Annotated in this window: 11 protein-coding genes and 1 pseudogene; 6 read left to right on the top strand and 6 right to left on the bottom strand. The window is 68.0% G+C overall.

What is annotated here, in order from left to right; genetic code table 11:
• Nucleotide 1: 1 nt before the first annotated feature.
• The 4 genes from A9X05_RS06945 (at nt 2) to A9X05_RS06930 (ending at nt 4,812) form a co-directional block, all read left to right on the top strand.
• Nucleotides 2-1,138, top strand: coding sequence for a phosphotransferase (locus tag A9X05_RS06945; RefSeq protein ID WP_067753149.1), 1,137 nt, complete (start codon nt 2-4; stop codon nt 1,136-1,138).
• Nucleotides 1,139-1,253: 115 nt separating this feature from the next.
• Nucleotides 1,254-3,014 (top strand): amidohydrolase family protein, encoded by a 1,761-nt coding sequence (locus A9X05_RS06940; RefSeq protein ID WP_067753152.1) that lies wholly within the window; start codon nt 1,254-1,256, stop codon nt 3,012-3,014.
• A 9-nt stretch (nt 3,015-3,023) separates the two neighbouring features.
• The gene (locus A9X05_RS06935; protein WP_067780190.1) at nt 3,024-4,382 is read left to right on the top strand and encodes an SRPBCC family protein; all 1,359 of its coding nucleotides are present in this window, start codon (nt 3,024-3,026) and stop codon (nt 4,380-4,382) included.
• Nucleotides 4,383-4,623: 241 nt separating this feature from the next.
• Complete coding sequence (locus tag A9X05_RS06930; RefSeq protein ID WP_231975444.1) at nt 4,624-4,812, top strand: hypothetical protein; 189 nt, start codon at nt 4,624-4,626, stop codon at nt 4,810-4,812.
• 3 nt (nt 4,813-4,815) lie between these two features.
• On the opposite strand, the gene A9X05_RS06925 is transcribed toward A9X05_RS06930, so the two are convergent.
• Together A9X05_RS06925 and A9X05_RS06920 are read right to left on the bottom strand one after the other, a co-directional pair.
• Nucleotides 4,816-5,505, bottom strand: a complete 690-nt coding sequence (locus tag A9X05_RS06925; protein ID WP_067753161.1) for a response regulator transcription factor — start codon at nt 5,503-5,505, stop codon at nt 4,816-4,818.
• A complete protein-coding gene (locus A9X05_RS06920) occupies nt 5,478-6,695 on the bottom strand; it encodes a sensor histidine kinase (RefSeq protein WP_067780237.1) in 1,218 nt (405 codons plus the stop codon). The genes A9X05_RS06925 and A9X05_RS06920 overlap by 28 nt, the downstream gene beginning before the upstream one ends.
• Before the next feature lie 134 nt (nt 6,696-6,829).
• Here A9X05_RS06920 and A9X05_RS06915 point away from each other — a divergent pair, with 134 nt between their 5' ends.
• Entirely contained in the window at nt 6,830-7,210 is a 381-nt protein-coding gene (locus A9X05_RS06915) for a hypothetical protein (RefSeq protein WP_067753167.1), read from the top strand.
• Nucleotides 7,203-10,064, top strand: a complete 2,862-nt coding sequence (locus A9X05_RS06910) for an RND family transporter (protein WP_067780187.1) — start codon at nt 7,203-7,205, stop codon at nt 10,062-10,064. Before A9X05_RS06915 ends, A9X05_RS06910 begins: the two co-directional genes overlap by 8 nt.
• Here the strand turns inward: A9X05_RS06910 and eccCa are convergent.
• The 4 genes and pseudogenes from eccCa to A9X05_RS06890 form a co-directional block, all read right to left on the bottom strand.
• Nucleotides 10,045-14,250, bottom strand: coding sequence for a type VII secretion protein EccCa (gene eccCa / locus A9X05_RS06905; RefSeq protein WP_067753174.1), 4,206 nt, complete (start codon nt 14,248-14,250; stop codon nt 10,045-10,047). The genes A9X05_RS06910 and eccCa overlap by 20 nt on opposite strands.
• 3 nt (nt 14,251-14,253) lie before the next feature.
• Nucleotides 14,254-15,741, bottom strand: coding sequence for a type VII secretion protein EccB (eccB, locus tag A9X05_RS06900; protein WP_067753178.1), 1,488 nt, complete (start codon nt 15,739-15,741; stop codon nt 14,254-14,256).
• A 2-nt stretch (nt 15,742-15,743) separates the two neighbouring features.
• Nucleotides 15,744-16,574 (bottom strand): transglycosylase, encoded by an 831-nt coding sequence (locus A9X05_RS06895; RefSeq protein WP_067753181.1) that lies wholly within the window; start codon nt 16,572-16,574, stop codon nt 15,744-15,746.
• Between the two features lie 245 nt (nt 16,575-16,819).
• Nucleotides 16,820-17,286: pseudogene (locus A9X05_RS06890) on the bottom strand (hypothetical protein); the annotation flags it as partial.

Raw genomic sequence — 17,286 nt, 5'->3', positions numbered from 1 at the left:
GATGAACAACCCCGTGACGCAGGCGCTATCGGTTGCCGGCCTGGCCGCGCACCTCGGCCGTGGCATGGGCCGGGTGGCCACCGACGCGGTGGTGGGTGGTCGGGTCGGGCTCCCCCGCCGGGCGCAGGACATCGACGCGGCGGTGCTGTCGAGGATCATGGGCACCGCCGTCAGATCGGTCCGGCTTCTGGGCAGCGACGCGGGCACGTCGGCGCGGGCACGGCTGGTGTTGACGGGGAAGAACGTCCCCGACTCGGTGTTCGTCAAGCTCGCGGCGACGACCGCGGCGACCCGGTTGATGGGCGAGCTGGGCCGACTCGGGCACACGGAGGTGAGGTTCTACCGTCAGCTCGCCCCGCAGGTCGTCGGCGCCCCGTATTCCTACGGGTCCGCGTTCGATTCGTGGACCGGACGCTACCTGGTGGTGCTGGAAGACCTCCCGGTCGAGTCGTGCGAGTTCCCCGACACCTTGCATCCCCTTTCGCCCGACCAGGCCAGCCTGATCGTCGAGCTGCTCGCCGACCTGCACGCCACCTTCTGGGAGCGACTGCCCCGGGACGGGCGCGGTCCATTGGGCTGGCTCTACACGCCGTCCGGCGACGTCACTTCCCTGCTGACCGGCTCGCTGATGCACGCCTCGATCAAGCGCCTCGCCGACCGCACCGAGATCCCCGTCGAGAACGGCCGTTTCATCGCCGACAATTACCGCGCGGTCGCCGCTCTCATCGACACTCCCCCGCACACCGTCATGCACGGCGACGCCCACCCCGGCAACATGTACTTCCACGGCGGCAAGGCCGGGCTGCTGGACTGGCAGGCGGTGCGGCGCGGGCACCCGTCGCGCGAGCTCGCCTACACGCTGATCACCAGCCTCGACCCCGAGGACCGCCGAGCGACCCAGCGCGAGCTGCTCGACGACTACCGCCGTGCCCTCGCGGCGGCCGGTGGCCCGACCCTGGACCGCGATGACCTGTGGCTGCGGTTCCGCCAGGCAGCGCTGTACGCCTACGTGGCCCCCCTGATCACCGCGGGAATGGGCGGCATGCAGGTCGAAGACGTCGCCATGGAAGGGCTGCGGCGCGGTGTCGTGGCCCTCGACGATCTGGAGACGGTCTCGGCGCTGAAGAGTTCGCTCTGACAGAAAGATCGCCCGAACCTATTGCGATGCCCGCCGCAAGAGTTACGCTACTAGCCGTAGCGTAATGCTGCCAGTCTCGTTCGCGCCTGTTGCCCGTTCCGGCAAGGAGAGTCACATGTTCGACCTGAAGATCGTTGGTGGCACCGTCGTCGACGGCACCGGCGCGGAGCGCTATCACGCCGACATCGGCATCAAGGACGGCAAAATCGTCGACGTCGTCCGCCGCGGCGCCGACGACCCGGCGCTGGGCGGGGAAGCCGCCGAAACCATCGACGCCACGGGGCATGTGGTGGCCCCCGGCTTCGTCGACATCCACACCCACTACGACGGCCAGGTGAGCTGGGATGGCCTGCTCGAGCCGTCCAGCGGTCACGGCGTCACCACCATCGTGACCGGCAACTGCGGCGTGGGCTTCGCCCCGGTGCGGCCCGGCACCGAGCAGTGGCTGATCGAGTTGATGGAGGGCGTCGAGGACATCCCCGGCACCGCGCTGACCGAGGGCATCACCTGGGGCTGGGAGACCTATCCCGAATACCTCGACGCGATCGGCAAGCAGAAGTTCTCCATTGACGTGGGCAGCCAAGTCGCGCACGGCGCCATCCGCGCCTACGCGATGGGCGAGCGCGGGGCCCGCAACGAACCAGCGACGCCCGACGACATCGAGGCGATGGGCCGGCTGGTCCGGGAGGCGATCGAGGCCGGCGCTCTGGGGTTTTCGACGTCGCGCACGATGGGGCACCGCGCCATGGACGGTGAACCGGTGCCCGGCACGTTCGCCGCCGAGGATGAGCTGTTCGGGCTCGGGCGGGCCATGGCCGCCGGTGGTCAGGCCGTCTTCGAGCTGGCGCCGCAAGGCTCCGCGGGCGAGGACATCGTCGCGCCCAAGAAAGAACTGGACTGGATGCGCCGGTTGAGCGCTGAGATCGACAGGCCGGTGTCCTTCGCGCTGATCCAGGTCGACGCCGATCCCAACCTGTGGCGCGAGATGCTCGACCTGTCCGCCGACGCGCACGCCGAGGGCGCCCGCCTCTACCCGCAGGTCGCGGCCCGACCGTTCGGGATGATGATCGGGTTCCAGGGTCATCACGGCTTCAGCCACCGGCCCACCTACCGCCGGCTGGCGGCCGAATGCAGCCGCGAAGAACTCGCGCAGCGCCTGGCCGACCCGGCGGTGAAGGCCGCCATCCTGGCCGATGAGGACCTGCCCGCCGACCCGACGCTGTTGTTCGACGGGATGTTCGCCCTGGTGCAGCATTCGCTCAAGCGGCTGTACGCGCTGGGCGATCCGCCCGATTACGAGCCCACCCCCGAACGCACCGTCGCCGCCATCGCTGCGGCCCGCGGCGAGGACCCGTTGTCCACGCTCTACGACCTCATGCTCGAGCGGAACGCGACCGCCATGCTGATGCTGCCACTGTTCAACTACGCCGACGGCAATTGCGACGCGATCCGGGAAATGCTGCTGCACCCGGCCGGTGTGCTCGGGCTTTCCGATGGCGGCGCCCACTGCGGGATGATCTGCGACGCTTCGTATCCCACGTTCCTGCTGACCCATTGGGCCCGCGACCGGCGCCGGGGCGACAAGCTGTCGCTGGAGTACGTGATCCGTAAGCAATCGCGCGACACGGCCCACCTGTTCGGCCTCACCGACCGCGGCACCATCGAGAAGGGCAAGAAGGCCGACATCAACGTCATCGACATGGACGCCCTGACGCTGCACCCCGCGGCGATGGCCTTCGACCTGCCGGCCGGCGGCAACCGGATCCTGCAGGGAGCCAGCGGTTACGCCGCCACGATCGTCAGCGGGACCGTGACGCGGCGCCACGACGTCGACACCGGGGCGCGCCCCGGCCGTTTGGTGCGGGGAGCGCGTTAGGGCCCGCGCATGAACGCGCCCGCCGGCAACCAGACCCGCACCTGCCCCCCTTCTGGAGAGGACGCGATCGGCACCCCGCCGGAGAGCCCCACCCTGGTGCCGGCGCAGCGGTACTACTCGCCGGAGTTCGCCGCGCTCGAGGTCGCGCGAATGTGGCCGAAGGTCTGGCAGCTCGCGTGCATGGTGGACCACGTCGCCGAGCCCGGCGACTACTTCGAGTACCGGTGCGGACCGTACGGGGTGCTGATCATTCGCGACGGCGACGGCGTGCTGCGCGCCTTTCAGAACGCGTGCCGCCACCGCGGCAACTCGGTGTGTGTGGGCTCGGGCTCCGGGCTGCGGGAGCTCAAGTGCGGCTATCACGGGTGGACCTGGGACCTGGCCGGCACGCTCAAGCGGGTGCCCAACCGCAAGGGCTTCGGGTCACTCAAGATGTCGGACTTCCCGCTGGTGCCGGTCCGGGTGGACAGCTGGGCCGGACTGGTCTTCGTCAACCTCGACCTCGGTGCGATGCCGCTCCTCGAGTATCTGGAGGCGGTGCCCGACGACATCGCCTGGTGCCGGCTCAGCGACTTCCGTTGCTACGCGACCCTGACCGTCGAGGTCGACGCCAACTGGAAGACGATCGCCGACGGCTACAGCGAGACCTACCACATTCAGACGCTGCACCCCGAGTTGCTGCGCTGCGTCGACGACATTCATGCGCCCCAACAGATCTGGGGTCACACCGGCAAATCCGACCAACCCTACGGCGTGCAGAGCCCCCGCTTCGAGGGCCGGCTCAGCGACGAAGAGGTCTGGGACGCTTATGTGTACACGCAGGGCGCGCTGATGGGCGCCGCCGAGCTCACGCCCTTTCCCGCCGGCGAACGCCGGCCCGGGCAGACGGTCCAGGACCTGATCGCCGAGCACACCCGGGCGTTTGCCGCCAGCCGCGGGGTAGACCTCGATTGGGCCGACACGGACCGGATCACCCGGCTGCACCAGTACAACGTCTTCCCCAACATGACGCTGCTGACCAACGCAGACCACCTCACCGTAATGTGCTCGCGGCCCGGCCCCGATCCGGATCATGGTGAGCTGGTGATGTTCTTGATGACCCGAATGCCGCCCGGCTCACCGCGCGCCAAGCCGACCGACGTCCGGGTGACCGCCGGCGAGGCCGAGCCCGGCGTGGTGCTCACGCAGGACATCCAGGTGCTCGCGGGCCTCCAGCGCGGCCTGCACCAACCGGGCTTCACTCACTTGGTGCTGTCCAGCGAGGAGCGGCGGGTCATCAATATGCATCGCAACCTGGAGCGCTATCTGGACCTATCCCAATCCGAGCGGATGAGTGGCGGCACGGCGAATCAATCGCCCACAACATAATCCGTGTAGACACGCCGTAATCGGTCCGATGCGATTTAGAATCCATCTCGTGATGACCCCGTCAAACCCGTGGGGGGACGACAGAGGGCAACTCGCGCATCAGCTGCAGATGCGATATGAACCACTCGCGCGAAGACGCGCGCGCCGAATGTGTCAGAACTTCGAACGCGTCGGTGTCCGAACGGCACCCGACCGTGTCCGGGAAATGCTGGCGGGGGCGCCCCTGGCGGCCCATGAAGTGATGGACGTCAATTTCGCGCTCATCGCTCTGCAGCTCGACCGTGAAACACGGGCCGCGCGGTACAAGCGGCTGAAGCGCCAAGGTGCCCGCTCACTGATTTTCGCCGGGCTGGTCCTGGTGGTGCTGAACCTTCTCATGTGCATGGCGTACGCCATGCTGAACCTGGCGGAGCAGGGCGCGCCTCTGTAGCGCTCAGCGCGGAACGACGATGCCGTTGTCGTAGGCGTACACGATCGCCGCCGCCCGATCCCGCAGATCGAGTTTTCCGAAAATTCGGCCGATATGGCTCTTGACCGTGACGCCGGAAATGCAGAGCTCGTCGGCGATCTCGCCGTTGGACAGACCTTTGCCCATCAACGTGAGCACGTCGAGCTCGCGAGTCGTCAATCCGCCGATCGCCGTGCCGCGCGGACCGGGAGCGGCTTTGCGGTACGTGGTTAGCACGCGCGCGGTGACCGCGGGATCCAGGTAGCTGTCGCCTCTGGCAACCGCGCGCACGGCGCGAATCAGTTCCTCGGCGGACGAGTCCTTGAGCACGAACCCGGCCGCCCCGGCGCGCAACGCCTCCGACAGCAACTCGTCCTCGTTGAAGGTGGTCAGGGCCAGGACCGGCGGCGTCCCCCCGAGCCGGCGCGTCGCCTCGATGCCGTCGACCCGGCGCATGCGCAGATCCATCACGATCACATCGGGTCGATGTGCTTCAACCGCGGCCGGCACCTCGTCACCGTCGGCGCATTCCGCGACGATGACGAAGCCGTCCTTGCGGCGCAAGATCCGGCGCAACCCCGACCGCACCAGGTCCTGGTCGTCGACGAGAAGGACGCTGATTTCGGGGATTTCCGCGATGTTCGGGATCACGCCTTGCACCACCACGGGCGCCATCCGGTGTCACCCTCGTGCAGCGGGATGTCGGCGCGCACCGACCATCCATCCTCGGTCGGCCCGGCGTCGATCGCCCCGCCCAGCAGCTCGACGCGCTGGCGCATGCCACGCAGGCCGCGGCCCTCGGCGGATTGTGGGGCCGCGATCGCCACCGGTAACCGGTTGTCGACTGTGATCCTCGCCGACGCGGACGAGACCGCCAGCGTCACCGCCGATTTCGAGTCGGGCGCGTGTTTGGCGATGTTCGCCAGCGATTCTTGCGCGATGCGGTACAGCGCCAGACCGACCGCCGCCGAGACGCGTTCGGTGGCTCCGTCGATGCTCAGCGTCACGTTTAGGCCGGCCCGCTGGAAGTCCGCGACCAGGACCCCCACATCGTCCATCCCGGGTTCGGGCGTCGTTTGGGCCGCCTTGGTCGGCGAGTTGTCCAGCAGTCCGACGGTGCGGCGGATGTCGGCCATCGCCTGCCGGCCCAGGCGCTCGGCCTGTTCGAGCGCCTCGACCGCGTCGTCGACGTCGCGGTCTTGCTGCAGTCCTCGGCGCGCACCGGTCACGTGCAGCAGGGTGATGCTCAGCGAGTGGGCGATCACGTCGTGCACCTCGCGGGCGATGCGACGCCGCTCATCGGCGGCGGCGTGCTCGGCCAACAGCTTCTGCGCCTCGATCTGTTCGGCCAGCAGCAGCCGTTGAGTCCGCATGATGTAGCCGAGCAGCCACCCCGCACCGACGAAACCCAGGTACAGCACCACCGCGTCCAAGCGGTGCAGCGCGGACGCGGCGAGCAGCATGGCCGCCGCCGAGGCGGCGGCCAACAGGCCACCCATGACGGAGGTCAGCGTCGTCACCGACAGCACCATCATCACCAGCAGCGCCGGAGCGAAATCGGCGTGGATGGGCGTCGAGGTTCCGAACAGAAGCATGGCCGTGGCCGTCGACCAGGTCGCCCACATCAGCAGCGGACTCAGCTTCATGTTGCGGAAGAAGAACAACAACGTGGGTGAGATCGACAACGCGAACGCGGCCACCGCGACGGGGAGGTCAGCGTTGGGCCGCTGCAGAATCGCGATCACCCCGCCCGCCACCTCGGTGGCGTCGACGGCTACGAACGACGCCCAGGTGATGCCGACCGGAATCAGCTCACTGCGTCGGCGAAACTGTTCGCGCAGGTATCCCGTTGCAGCACGCAACATCGTCCAATCGTAAAAGAGTGCGCCACCTGCGGACATCATGCCGTGGTCGGCAATCGCCTCCGCCCGTGGTAGGAGGCAAAGACTGCACTTCGGCACGACGCGCAAGGGGTCACCGTTTTCCTAGCGTTTCAGTCATGACATGGACACTGCTGCACGACCGAATGGCCTTCATGGCCGAAGTCATCAAAGCCGCCGAGGCAGACGCCGAGCGGGCGCTCGCGGTGGTCGCCGACTCACCCGAGATATCCCGGTTGTTCGGTGACGAGGAGGGCCTGCTGCTTTCGCTGGGACAGCGCTGGATGACCATGCTGGTGGCCAAGCTGGACCAGGCCGCGCACGAGGGCGTGGCTGCCGAACAGGTGCGGGCCGATCTCGAAACCGCCGAACCCGGGCTGCACGCACTGGTGCGGATCGGCTCCCGGCGGTCGCTGCGAGTGCGCTCGCTGACGCGCGGCGAGCATGTGGCGGTGGGTCTCTTCGGCGGACCGAGCGGCGATCGGCAGACCGTTGCATGACATTCCGGGACTGATCTCGCGATTCACCGCTCGGTACGCGGTCCTGATCGTCGGGCTGTGGGTCCTGGCGGCCGGTGCCGCCAACCTGGCCGTTCCCCAACTCGAGCGGGTGGTCGACTCACATGCCCGATCCTTCATGCCCACCAACGCGCCGAGTGCCGTCGCGGCCTCGCGTGCCGCTCAGCTGTTCGACCAGACGCCGAGCAACAACTTCGTTTATGTTGTGCTGGAACGCAATCAACGGCTGACCCCACGCGACCGGCAGTTCTATGAGGCGCTGGCCGCGGCGCTGGGCTCCGACCGGCGGCACGTCTATGCGGTGACGGACCTGTGGTCACAGCCCGCGACGGCCGCCGGTGCGCAGAGCTCCGACGGGCGAGCGGTCAGCGTCATGGTCCGGCTGGCCGGAATGCTGGGCACGGCGCAGGCGCGCGATTCGGTGAACGCTGTCCGCGCCACCATCCAGAAGCTCGCGCCGCCGGCCGGCCTCGAAGCCCATGTCACCGGACCAGGCGCCACCATCGTCGACGAATTCTCCGCGATCGATCGACAGATGCTCGGAATCACCGCCGCCACCATCGGTCTCATCCTGCTCTTGCTGTTGATGGTGTATCGATCCCCGATCGCGGCCGGAATTCCGCTGATCTCCGTCGGGCTCGCCCTGGCCTTGGCCCGCGCCGTCGTCGCCGCCCTGGGCCAGTCCAATGTGGTTGAAGTATCGTTGTTTTCGGTTGCGCTCATGGCGGCCATGACGCTGGGTGCGGGCACCGACTACGCCATCTTTCTGGTTGGCCGCTACCACGAGGCGCGCCGCGGCGGCGTCGCACCGACCGAGGCGTTGACGCAGGCCTACCGTTCCATCGCCCCCGTCGTGATCGGGTCGGCGCTGACCGTGTCGGTGGCGCTGGCGTGCCTGGTGTTCGCCAATGTCGGGTCGTTCCGGAGCGCCGGATTGCCCTGCGCCATCGGCATTGTGGTGACTATGGTCGCGGCGCTGACGCTGACGCCCGCACTCATGAGCCTCGCCATCCGGCGGGGCTACCTCGAACCACGCCCGTCAAGGACGGCGCGACGCTGGCGGCGCGTCGGCACGGCGGTCGCGCGCTGGCCGGGGCCGATCCTGGCCACCGCGGGCGGGTTAACCCTCTTGATTGCCCTACCGCTGGGCGGATTCCGGGTCGGCTTCAACGAACCCGCCGCCACGCCGTCGTCGACCGACTCCAACCGCGGCTACGTCAGTGCCGACCGGCATTTCGCCGCCAATGCGCTGTTGCCCGATGTCATCGCGATCCAGGCCGACCATGACCTGCGCAACCCGGCCGGCCTGATAGCCATCGAGCGAATCACGCGCCACATCATGGCCGTACCGGGCGTGCGCGCGGTGCAATCCGCCAGCCGGCCCGACGGCAAGGTTCCCGAACAGGCAACGTTGACCTATCAGGCGGGCGTGCTCGGGCGTCAGTTCGGGGACACCGTCGACTCGCTGGCCCAACGCCTGAAGCGGGTCTCCGAACTGGACGGCGCGCTGGCGCGGACGGAGCTTGCCATCGACGGCCTCGGAAATGGACTACGCGGTGGCAGTGCGGGATTGGCCGACATGTCCGGTGCCGCCGAAGACATGCGCGCCGGTATGGACGGGCTGCAGCGCAACGTCACGACCGTGTCCGGCTATCTCGACCCGTTGCGGGACTTCGTCGGGCGGACCCCAGACTGTGCGGGCAATCCCATCTGCTCGACGGTCGATCGAGTGCTTCAGCCGGTCGACAGCCTGGTGCGGACCTCGGCACGCCTGGACGCGGGCACCGCGAAGTTGACCAGCGGCTCCAACACGGCCGCCGCTGCGATGGCCAGCCTGCCCCAGAGCGTCGCGTCGATGAAAGCCGCTTTGGCGCAGGCACGTTCGGCTACCCATGACCTGCTGAGCCTGTCGGACACCCTCGGACCGCAAATGCGACAGTTGACCGACTACCTGGACGAGATCGCGACGCAGTTTCAGGGCAGTGCGGCGGCGGACTTCTACCTGCCGCAACGGGCGTTGACGGATCCGCGCTACACCGCCGCGTTGGGCCACCTGCTCTCCGAAAACGGCCGCGCGGCTTACCTACTCGTCTATGGCGAAGGCTCGGAGTGGGGCGGTGACGGCGCCAAGCGGGCGGACCTGGTCCGCGCCGCCATCAAAGAGGCCACCAAGGAAGGCACCCTGACGCCGGTGGAGGTCGACCTTGCCGGCGTCGGCCCGGTGACTGCCGACCTGCAGCGCTTCGTCGCAGCCGACACCAAGCTGCTCGTCGGCGCCGCGCTGGTCCTCATCTTCTTGATCGTCACGGCGATGCTGCGCAGCCCAGTCGCGGGATTGGTCGTCGTCGGGACGGTCGTCACCTCGTACGCGTCGGCGGTCGGGGCCAGCGTGCTGATCTGGCAACACCTGCTCCACCACGATCTGCACTGGGCCGTCGCCCCGATCGCGTTCATCGCGCTGATCGCCGTCGGCGCGGACTACAACCTCCTCCTGGCGCTGCGCATCAAACACGAAGCGTCTGCGGGCCTCAAGACCGGCATCATCCGCGCATTCGGTGGCACGGGCGGGGTGGTCACCGTGGCCGGCATCGTCTTCGGGCTGACGATGCTGGCATTGCTCAGCAGCAGCGTGCTCAGCATCGCTCAAATCGGCAGCACCATCGCGGTCGGGCTGTTGCTGGACACCCTGGTCGTGCGCGCGTTCGTCGTGCCGGCCATCGTTGCGCTGCTGGGCCGTTGGTTCTGGTGGCCGCGCGGGCTACCTCGCCGGGTCGGCGTTGGGGTGAAAACGCCGTTGCGGCGGCCGGTTACGGCCGCTACTGCTGCAGCGCGGTAGCCGGCATCCCGACCAGCACACCTTCGACGTCGCCGTCGGCGCCCACCATCAGACCGCGCCCCGGCGGCAGCGCTTGGGCCCGGACCATCCGGTTGATCCGGTTCTGCGGGTCGTTGTCCATGTAGAGCTGCGCGACCTTTGCCGAGTTCTGGAACCTCATCCACGGATCCATCTGCAGCGTCGCCCAGTTCGCGCTGTTGCGGGTGGTGAACACGTGCAGCCCGATCTGCCGGGCACGTTCCATCAGCTTCCACAGCGCCGCCCCCACCGGCGGTTTGGGCGGGTAACTCTGATCGGGACGCAGGTCTTGGACATCGTCGATCAGCACGAAATGCCGTGGCCCCTCCCAGGGCTTGAGCGCACGCAGCTCTTCCTGGCTCAGTCCCTTGGGGGGCAGCCGGGGCAGCAGGACCTGTTGTGCGAGCGCCGTGATCACCTCATCGATCTCGTCTTGGTCATAGGCATACGCCCGCACATACCCCGGTCCGCTCAAATCCCGCAGACCGTGCGGTGCCGTCTTCGGATCGATCAGCGTCAGCTGCGCCTCCTCCGGGCTGAACCGGCTCATGACCGCCTCGCCGATGGAAACCAGCGACAGCGTCTTCCCGCAGCCCTGCCGGCCCAGGATCATCAGCCCTGGGCTCTCCCGCAGCTTGAGCGGAACTGGGCCCAGTTCATGGCGCTCGCCGATCGCGAAAGCGATGGACAGGTCGTCACCGCTCGGATGCGCGGCGGCGTACTCGAGAATCGCCCGCAACTCCACCCGCTGCGGAAGCCGCTGCAGCGTCGCGTGTTTCGTCACGCCCGCCACATCGGCGATCCGCGCGCCGACGTCGACGATGCTCACCAGCGCGCCGGTCGCGGGGTCGGAGAGCGCCGGTACCCCGACGCGCAACTCGTGCAGGCTGTCGGTCAGTCCGAAGCCCGGACGATTCAGCGTCCGCCGCGCGGCGTCCCGCGACTCGAGGGACGAATGCCCCATCTGGCTCTCGCTCGGGTCGGCCAGCCGCAATTGGATTCGCGCCGTGGCGTTTTGCAACAGGCTCTGCCGCTGGCCGTGGATCCAGCCGCCGGCGCTGCACATCACGTGCACGCCGTACTCGGGACCGCGGCTGCTCAGCGAGATGATCCGATCGCCCAGGATGGTGTCTTTCGAGTAGACGTCGTCATAGTCATCGACCACCACGAAGACGTCGCCGAACGGGTCGTTGGGGTCGGTGCCGCCCAGGCCGTCGCTCCCCGGCCCGAACCGGCGCTCCCTGAAGCCGTCGAGGTCGATCCTCAGCCGCCGGAACGAGTCCTCGCGCGCGTCGATCAGGGCGTCCATGCTGCTCAAGATCCGCTCGATGCCCTCGGCGTCCTTCGGTGACACGATGTCGGTGACGTGCGGGAGCGAGGCCACCTGCGCCAGGGTCGCACCGCCGATGCAGAAGAACGTGACGCGCGCCGGGGTGTACATCGTTGCCGCCGAGGACATCAGCGTCATCAGGGTGGTCGTCTTACCGCGCTGCTTGGCCCCCACCACGATGACGTTGCTGCGCAGCGCATCGACGGCGTGGACCACCTGCTTGGACTCTTCCGGGATGTCCATCACGCCCACCGGGAACATCAGCCCCGGGTTCTCGCCGTAGTCGACATGCCACGGCTTGCCCCGGTAGGCGGCCACCAGGGTATCGATGGGCTCGGGGTCCTCCAGCGGCTCCAGCCACGGCCGCCGCGGTGACCGGTGTGGGACCTGATGCAGCGACTCCCGCAGCACGTCGACGATCTTCTTTCTCTTGAAACCGTCGTCGTGGTAGAGGAATTCGTCGGGTTCGGCGTCGACGGCGGCGGCCGCTTGGAGCGCCGCTGCGTCCGATTCCTCGAGCGGCTGATACAGCCAGTTGTAGAGCCGGGGCTTGGTCAACGTCATGTCGACCGTGGTCGACACCTCCTTGGCCTTCGGCACCACGAAGGGCGCCGAGAGGTAGAAGCACCGGAACGGTTCCAGGTCGCGCGGCCCCACCTTCAGCAGCGCGAAGCCGTTTTCCTTCGACGGCAGGTGGTAGGCGGCGTCAGACCCGATCACCTCGCGGCTGTCGTCGCCGGACTCCGCGCGCAGCGCGATACGGAACGCGATATTGGACTTGACTTTCTGCAGCGACGACAGGTCCAGGCGCTGCCCGCCCAACATGAAGAACACGTTGGCGCCGCGGCCCTCCTGCCCGATGTGAATGATCAGGTTGATCCACTTCTCATGGTTGGCGAAGAGTTCCAGGTATTCGTCGACGATGACGAGCAGGACGGGCACCGGGGGGAGATCGCGACCGGCGAGCCGGATCTCCTCGTAGTCGTTGGCGTCGCGGGCACCCACCGAGGTGAACAACTCATAGCGCTGCTTGATCTCGCCGTCGATGACGCGGCGCATCCGCTCGGCCAGATGCCGCTCGTCCTTGCCGAGATTCGACAGGGCGGCGACCACATGCGGGATGCCCAGGATGTCCTGGGCCGCCGATTCGAACTTCATGTCGACGAAGATGACGTTGAACGTCTCCGGGGAGTGCGTCAGCGCAATGCCGTACACCAGCGAGAGGAAGAACTCCGACTTGCCCGAGCCACTGGTGCCGATGACCACGGAGTGAAAACCGAAGCCGCCGAAGTCCTTCGCGCGAATGATGATGTTCTGCAGCTCGCCGGTGGGCTTGGCGCCGACCGGGATTTCGCACCACCGCTCGTCGCCGCGGCCGCGCCGCTCGGCCCACAGCCGGTCGACGTCCAGCTCGCGGGGGTCGATGATGCCCAGCCCGCGCAGCAACTCCGCGGCGCCGCCGGCCGAATCGGCGATCTCGCTACGGCTCGTCGGTGACCACCGCGCCATCGCCCGCGCATACCGGTAGGCGCGGTGAATCGACAGCTGGTCGGCGTGGGCGAAGAATTTGTCGCGCACCCGCAGCAGGGGCGCCGGGCGTCCGTCTTCGCCGTCGGCGTCGAATCCGTTGCGGCCGAAGCCGAATCTGACTTCGCCGTTGGCGGTTGGGCCGTGCCGCTCGGTCATCTCGAAGACCTGGTCCTGGGCGAACCCCACCCCGGTGCCCACCCGTGATGCGATGCGCAGCAGGGTGATGCCCGCCTTGCCGACCTGACCGACCACGCTCTCCCACGCGTCGGGGCTGCCGGTGTTGTCGTCGACGATCACCAGGTGCGGACCCAGATCAACTGTGGTGGAGCCGGTTTCGAGGGCCGATCCCATCGCGGTCGGACTGGCCGCCGCCATCGGCGTCCACGCGCCGCGCTTACCTTTCATGTGCAGCTCTGCGCCGAGGGTTTCCTCCAGCTCTTCAGGGGTGGCGAATACCAGCCGCCGAAAGCCGCATGCGTCGAACAGCTCGTCGTGCAGGTTATGCGGCAGCCACACCATCCACGACCACACTTCCGGATTACGGGTGACGACCATCAATTTCAGGTCGCGCGGGTTGTGGAACACGGCCAGCGAGCACAGCACGGACCGCAGCAGCGAGCGCATTCGGTCGAGGTCTTCGCCGACGAAGCTGAAGCCCGGCGCCGACCGCAGGTTGACCACCTTGGCGATGTCGCGAATCTTGCGCTGTTCCAGGATGAAATCGCGCAGCGCCTGTCCGGTGACGGGTTCGAGTTCCTCATCGGAGGCGATGTCGGGCCAGGTGACCGACAGCACCGAGTCGGGTGCGTGCTGCACACCGGTGCCGAGCCGCACCTCCAGGAAGTCCGTGTCACCACGACCGCGTTCCCACATCCGCGGGCCGCCAATGATCGCTCCGAGCCCGCGAGGATCCGAGTGCACCGCGTTTTGCCATTCGCGCTGCGCGCAGACCGCGCTTTGGATCTCGTCGCGGTTGCTGTCGAGGTCGCGCAGGTAGCGGCGGCGGCCCTTTTCCATTTCGCCCCAAGTGATCTTGCGCGCGCGCCCGAACCGCCCGGAGAACGCCAGCATGCTGAACGCGCCGATGCCCATCAACGGGAAGAACCCGGTGGACAGGCTTCGCACCCCGGAGACGTAGAGCATGACGATGGTGCCGATGAGCGCGACGATCAGGGCCGGCACCCCGATCATCACCCAGATGTTGCGCGGCTCGCGCTCCGGCAGGGCGATCGGCGCATTCGGTGCTACCCGAACGGGTTTGGGCGGTTCGATCTTGACCCGGTTGATGGGAAACGCTTTCTTGGACATCCCCTAACCTCCCACCTTCGCCGACGTCGTCACGACAGCGGCCTTGCCGAGCGCCGGCACGGTGTCGCGCGCCACGAGCGCGGCCTCCCGCGACAATTCCGGGCCCGCAGCAAAAGTGCGCAGCAACGGCCACGGCGCCTGCACCGCCGAGGCCGGATCGAGCCCGAGCGCACGCATCGTGTCGTCGTTGGCGGCGATGCCGAACCGCACGCCGTTGTCGGACACCCAGAACATCGATTCCCGGGAATCCGACGTGATCACCCCGCTCGTCGAGGTGACGAAGTTCGCCGCTCCCGGCAGCACCAGGACCTGGTTGGCGACCACGGATGCCGGGTCGCGGTCGTCGCGCACCAGGTGCACGATCCGGTCGTCCAGGTAGGAGTACACCGGAAGCCCCCGCCCGTTGTAGATCACGACGCGGGCCTGCGGATCCGTCGAGCCCTTCTCCCAACCGACGCACGTGGTCGGATTAGCCTCAGTGTCAACGAAATTCAGGCGCTTGGTCGGGTAGTAGTCGACGGGCAAGGAATTCACCTGCGGGATGTTGACCAGCACGTCGGGGGTCACCACCCGGGGTGCCGTGGCCCCGTAGGAGTTGGCGCTGCGGAGCAGATCGGCGACGAAGCTCGTGATCTTCTGCACCCCGTCGGGCAACAGCACATAGAACTGCTTGCCGCCGCCGGCGGTTTGGGCCTGCAACACCGCGCCCACCTGTGATCCCGAAACCCAGGTCGACGGCGTGCCCCCCTGGGGGACGTCGGGGACCCGCAGTGGCTCGGTCGCGGGCAGCCCGTCGTACAGGGCGCGCGAAATCTCCACCGGTGACGTCACTCCGGGGTCCAGCCCCAGGCTTAGGGTGATCGCCCTGCTGGCCGGATCGACCTGTGAGCGTTTTCCGCCCCAGATCACGTACGTATTGCCCTCGAACGTCGCGAGCACACCGGCATCCTCGGCCATCGGCGCCGCGCGGTCGCCCCCGTTGAGCGGGCCCGCGATGGACGTGACGACCGGCTTCTCCCCGCTGCGCGGGCGGCCGGCCGTGTCGCACACGGCCCACGCCGAAATCGCCCCGCGGTTCACCGGCATTGCCGCCGGGGCGCCGGGGATACCGATCAGCGGGCCCGTCGGATACTTCGCGATCTCGCTGCGCTTGACCCACGTCGGTGGGTTCGCCGTGCCGGTGGCCAGCCGTGCGGATGTCAGGTTCAGGGCCGGGTAGAGCCGGCCGTCGATGCGGGCGTAGACGGCGCCGGAGTCGCGGTCGCCGATGATCGCCGATTGACCCACGGCGCCAGTAGGTTTCAGGACGTTCAGGAGGAGCATCCACCCGGAGGCGATGGCCACCAACAGGATCGACAACATCAACGCGGCGGTCTGCTTCCGGTCGTCGTGCTTCATGCGCACCGAGAACCGGGTGGTCGCCGCCCGCAATCGTCGGTTGTAGAACAGATGACCGGAATTCTGGTCGCGGTTCGACAAGCTCAGCGGCATGCTCAGTACCCCTTGGGTGCTCGGCGAGGATCGGCCTGCTGAATCCGATCGGCCAGGTTCGACGCGTCGGCGGAGACGCCGTAGCGGCCCATCGCATAGTTGATGAACGCGCACGCCTGCGCCACGAGATTGTGGATGTCGCGGGACGTTCCCGGCTCGTGATAGGCCGCGAAGGTTGGCCCGATGAACTGCCAGGCGCCCTTGCTCGGCGTGCCCCGCGCGGCGTTGGAGTCCCAGTCGTTGACCGCGCCGGCGTTGTAGTTGGACTCGCGGCGTGCCACCAGATCCATGCCGCGCTCCCAGCGGGCGCGCGCCGCAGGGTCGTGGATGCCCTTGATATCCAAGGCTTTGCGGATCGCCGCGACCACCGCCGGTCGTCCGCCGCCCTGCTCGCCTCGCATTGTTGTCCGCCTTTGTCGGTAGCGCAGCCGCCTTATTCGAAGGGCCAGCAGCCGAGCCCGTCGGCGGGTGTTCAGGATGTGCCGGTGCTGGGTGCGCAGCCTGGCCGCCATGCGGGCCATCGCCTCGCGGCGGGCCAGCGGGGTATCTGCGGGTGACGTCGTGTCGGCCATCGCGTCGTCCAGGACTCGCCGCGTCGCCGTTCGTGCGTCACCGTGGCCGGCACGCGCCGTCGCGAGGATTCGCGCGAGCATGCGGTCGGTGCCGGCGGATCGGCGCAATTCATCCATTGCGCTTGCCGACCGTTTCGCCGCGGCGGTGGGAAGACCGTCGGTCCTGAATTCGACTTGTTCGTGTGCGCCGGCGACCGGAGCGGCGACGAGTTCGCGCGCGAACAAGCCGTGGCCACGAGCCAACGCCGTCACCGCCTGCATCGTCAGCGGATCAGTCAACGACTGCCCCACCCTGGTCCCCTTTGCGTCCATCCGTCCTGGACACCCGAGCTACTCCCACACCCTCTGGCCGCGGAAAACCCGTGTCAATAGCATGCACGAATCCGCGGTTCCGCTGTCAATAACGAGTGACCCGAACTCGCTTGATTACGTAGCGACACTACTGGCGGACGCATGCCCCAACCACTCACCTCCGGGCGGAGTGGGAATGGCGCTGCAGCCGCGGGCTATTCCTTCGGCTCGTCCTCGGCGGGCATGATCACGATTCGCCGATTGGGCCGGTTGGTGACGACGGTGGGTTTTTCCTCGCCCGGCTTGGGACCGGGAGCGCTGGGTGGCATCGTCAGGCGACCCTTGACCGGCTGGCCGTTAGGGACGCCCGGGGCCGAGATGCGCTTCTCGGGCGGCTTGTCTTTGTTGCCGCCTTCGCCGTGCCCGCCCATCGCGCCGGGGGGCATCATCCCCATGCCACCCATGCCGGTCTGCCCGGACATCGTCGGCGCGGCACTGACCGGTGGCGTGGGGACGGCCTTCGCGGCCCCGGCCGGAGTCGTCGGCGGGGAGGAACTCGGCACGGGAGGCGGACCCAGCGAGCTGGCCGGGGTTGTGCCCCCACCGCCACCGAGACCTTGGGCGCAGTCGGCATCACGCTCATTCCCATGGCAGGCGATCGCCTTAGCGCTTACCGCTGCCA

The organism is Mycobacterium sp. E3298 (genome assembly GCF_001666895.1).
Lineage (GTDB): Bacteria > Actinomycetota > Actinomycetes > Mycobacteriales > Mycobacteriaceae > Mycobacterium.
This window is presented reverse-complemented; position numbering and strand designations above follow the sequence as displayed.

Bases quoted from the DNA above. Each gene is read 5' to 3' on its own strand.
- A9X05_RS06945 (WP_067753149.1), top strand. From the start codon at position 2: ATGAACAACCCCGTGACGCAGGCGCTATCGGTTGCCGGCCTGGCCGCG.
- A9X05_RS06940 (WP_067753152.1), top strand. From the start codon at position 1,254: ATGTTCGACCTGAAGATCGTTGGTGGCACCGTCGTCGACGGCACCGGC.
- A9X05_RS06935 (WP_067780190.1), top strand. From the start codon at position 3,024: ATGAACGCGCCCGCCGGCAACCAGACCCGCACCTGCCCCCCTTCTGGA.
- A9X05_RS06930 (WP_231975444.1), top strand. From the start codon at position 4,624: ATGGACGTCAATTTCGCGCTCATCGCTCTGCAGCTCGACCGTGAAACA.
- A9X05_RS06925 (WP_067753161.1), bottom strand. From the start codon at position 5,505: ATGGCGCCCGTGGTGGTGCAAGGCGTGATCCCGAACATCGCGGAAATC.
- A9X05_RS06920 (WP_067780237.1), bottom strand. From the start codon at position 6,695: ATGTTGCGTGCTGCAACGGGATACCTGCGCGAACAGTTTCGCCGACGC.
- A9X05_RS06915 (WP_067753167.1), top strand. From the start codon at position 6,830: ATGACATGGACACTGCTGCACGACCGAATGGCCTTCATGGCCGAAGTC.
- eccCa (WP_067753174.1), bottom strand. From the start codon at position 14,250: ATGTCCAAGAAAGCGTTTCCCATCAACCGGGTCAAGATCGAACCGCCC.
- eccB (WP_067753178.1), bottom strand. From the start codon at position 15,741: ATGCCGCTGAGCTTGTCGAACCGCGACCAGAATTCCGGTCATCTGTTC.
- A9X05_RS06895 (WP_067753181.1), bottom strand. From the start codon at position 16,574: ATGCAGGCGGTGACGGCGTTGGCTCGTGGCCACGGCTTGTTCGCGCGC.